This is a genomic window from Saccharomonospora halophila 8, from assembly GCF_000383775.1.
Taxonomy (GTDB): Bacteria; Actinomycetota; Actinomycetes; order Mycobacteriales; family Pseudonocardiaceae; genus Saccharomonospora; species Saccharomonospora halophila.
Genome location: NZ_KB912556.1, coordinates 29,165 through 31,486, shown reverse-complemented (window position 1 = coordinate 31,486; position 2,322 = coordinate 29,165). Strand labels below are relative to the sequence as shown.

Here is a 2,322-nt window from a genome sequence, read left to right as displayed (position 1 = left end):
CCCCGGCGAGCGCCGCCCCGGCGGCGACGTAGAGCCCGAGGTCGGCGGCCCGGGTGGTCAGGAAGGCCACGGCGCCGGAGGTCGCCCGGCGGGTCTCGTGCCATCGGAACCCGATCAGCGCGTACGAGGTCGCGCCCATCACCTCCCACGCCATCAGCAGGGTGAGCAGGGTGGTGGCGGTGACCGTGACCAGCATCGCCGCGGCGAACAGCAGCATCAGGCCGACGAACCGGGCCCGCGTCCCGTCCCGGGGAAGGTCGCCCGCGGCGAACACCAGCACCGGGGGCAGTACGGCGGCCACGGTCAGCACGAGGACGGCGGAGAGTCCGTCCACCCGCAGCCCCGCCGGGATCCCGGCCAGGAACCCGCCGGACAGCTCCCCACGGCCCACCGCGGCGGCCACCGCGAGGCCCAGCGTCACCACCGCGACGCCGATCCCCAGCGGGAACGCCCACCGGTCGGCCGGACGGCCCGTGCCGAGCAGCACCGCACCGGTCACCGACGGCAGGACGACGAGTCCGACGAGCACCGCGGCCATGGCACTCATCCCCGCAGATCCGCGGCCATGTCGGTCATGTCCACGTCCCGGGCCCGGAACAGCGCCGTGGTCACCGCGAACCCCGCGGCCATCTCCACCGCCATCGCGGTGATGGCGAGCACGAGGAGGACCTGGCCGTCGGCGGGGCGTGGGGTGACGAAGTACCAGAACCCGGCGGCGCCCACGAGCACGGCGTTGATCATGAGTTCCAGACCCATCATGATCATCACGACCGACTGCTGGGACAGCGCGCCGTACAGGCCGACGCTGAGCAGTGCGGCGGCCAGCAGCAGATAGTGCTCCAGGATCATCGGCCGACACCGCCCCGCACCGGGTCGTCGGGACGACGGCGGTCCAGCCGGTCCCCGTAGCGGTCGTACCGGCCGCGCCGGGTGGCCAGCACGACGGTGGCGACGATGGTGGCGAACAGCACCAGCCCCAGCACCATCATCACCAGCATCTTCGGCCCCATCAGGGCCGCGCCGAGCGCCCGGGTCGCCTCCGCGGGCGGTGGGGTGTCCGTGGAGGGCCAGTCGACGAGCAGGATGCCGGTGGCGAGCACACCGAACGTGCCGACGGCGATGCCGAGCGCCCCGCGCCGGTTGTGCACCATCGTCATGGGCATCAGTCCGGCCGGGTTCATCATGTACATCACCATGAACACGACCATGATCAGCATTTCCATGATCATCATGAGGACGACGAGCACCCCGAGGTAGCTCAGCCCGACCAGCAGCAGCGTCCCCGCGGCGAGCAGGAAGGACACCAGCAGGGCGAAGGTGGCTCGGGCCATGGAGTCCACCCGGAACACCAGCATCCCGGCCACCACGGCCCCCGCCGCACACACCCAGAACGCGATCTCACTCCCCACCGACGCCACCCCGTCCTCCGCGAGTCGCCATCTCATGCCCGTGAGTCGACACCCCATGCCCGCGAGTCGCCGATTCCGGTCCGCGAGTCGGCAGCCCGGTCACGGCACCGCCCCCGCGAGCACCACCAGCGACACGGCCAGCGCCTGCAGCAACGTCAGCGGAATCAGCACCACCCAGGACAGTTCCTCGAACCGCTCCATCCGCACGGTCGGCGACCGCCGCCCGGCCCAGACCAGTACGGCGAGGACCGCGAGCGTCTTGAGCACCGACCACAGCCACGCGGGCAGCAGCGGACCGGATCCGCCGCCCAGGAACAACGGCACGGACATGGCCGCGCCCGAGACGAGCAGCAGCCACCGTCCGGCGCGGAACACCAGAGCGTCCACTCCGGACAATTCCGCGGTGGCGCCCCCCGCGACGTCCGCGTGTACCGGATGGTCGAACGGTGCCCGGAACGCCATCGCCGAGACGGACACGAGGAACACCACGAACGCCACCGGCATCCAGACCACGAACCACAGCCGGTGTTGCGCGGCGACGATGTCGGCGATCCGCAACGACCCGGCCCCGAGGGCGGCGGTGGTGAGCACGAACATGTGCGGCAGTTCGTAGGCCAGCCCCTGGGCCAGGAAACGATAGCCCCCCACGAGGGCGAACGCCGAGTTGGCCGACCAGCCCACCAGCCACACCGCGGCCCACGCCACGATCTCCATCGCGTTGAACCAGACGACCCCCACGGAGAGGTCCCCGACCGACCACCGGCCCAGCGGGGTGACCACCGAGGCCAGCAGTGCGGCGGTGAGCAGCGAGACGCCCGCGGCCCGCCACAGCAGGGTGTCGGCCCCCGGGGTCCGGCGTCGTTGCTGGACCAGCAGTGCCCCCGCCGCACGTGGAGCCGCGGTGAGCGCGTCC

The 2,322-nt window shown here is 72.0% G+C and carries 4 protein-coding genes; all 4 read right to left on the bottom strand.

Annotation, left to right across the window (positions count from 1 at the left end; genetic code table 11):
• Window positions 1-547 (bottom strand): proton-conducting transporter transmembrane domain-containing protein (locus SACHA_RS21805; protein ID WP_269634179.1); only part of this gene is annotated, 547 nt, incomplete at its 3' end.
• Complete coding sequence (locus SACHA_RS0112160) at window positions 544-849, bottom strand: NADH-quinone oxidoreductase subunit NuoK (RefSeq protein ID WP_019810051.1); 306 nt, start codon at window positions 847-849, stop codon at window positions 544-546. The genes SACHA_RS21805 and SACHA_RS0112160, both read right to left, overlap by 4 nt.
• Entirely contained in the window at window positions 846-1,409 is a 564-nt protein-coding gene (locus SACHA_RS0112155) for an NADH-quinone oxidoreductase subunit J (protein WP_028663122.1), read from the bottom strand. Before SACHA_RS0112155 ends, SACHA_RS0112160 begins: the two co-directional genes overlap by 4 nt.
• A gap of 99 nt (window positions 1,410-1,508) precedes the next feature.
• On the bottom strand, window positions 1,509-2,322 hold an 814-nt coding region (locus tag SACHA_RS21800; RefSeq protein ID WP_019810049.1), incomplete at its 5' end, for a complex I subunit 1 family protein.

Bases quoted from the DNA above. Each gene is read 5' to 3' on its own strand.
- SACHA_RS0112160 (WP_019810051.1), bottom strand. From the start codon at position 849: ATGATCCTGGAGCACTATCTGCTGCTGGCCGCCGCACTGCTCAGCGTC.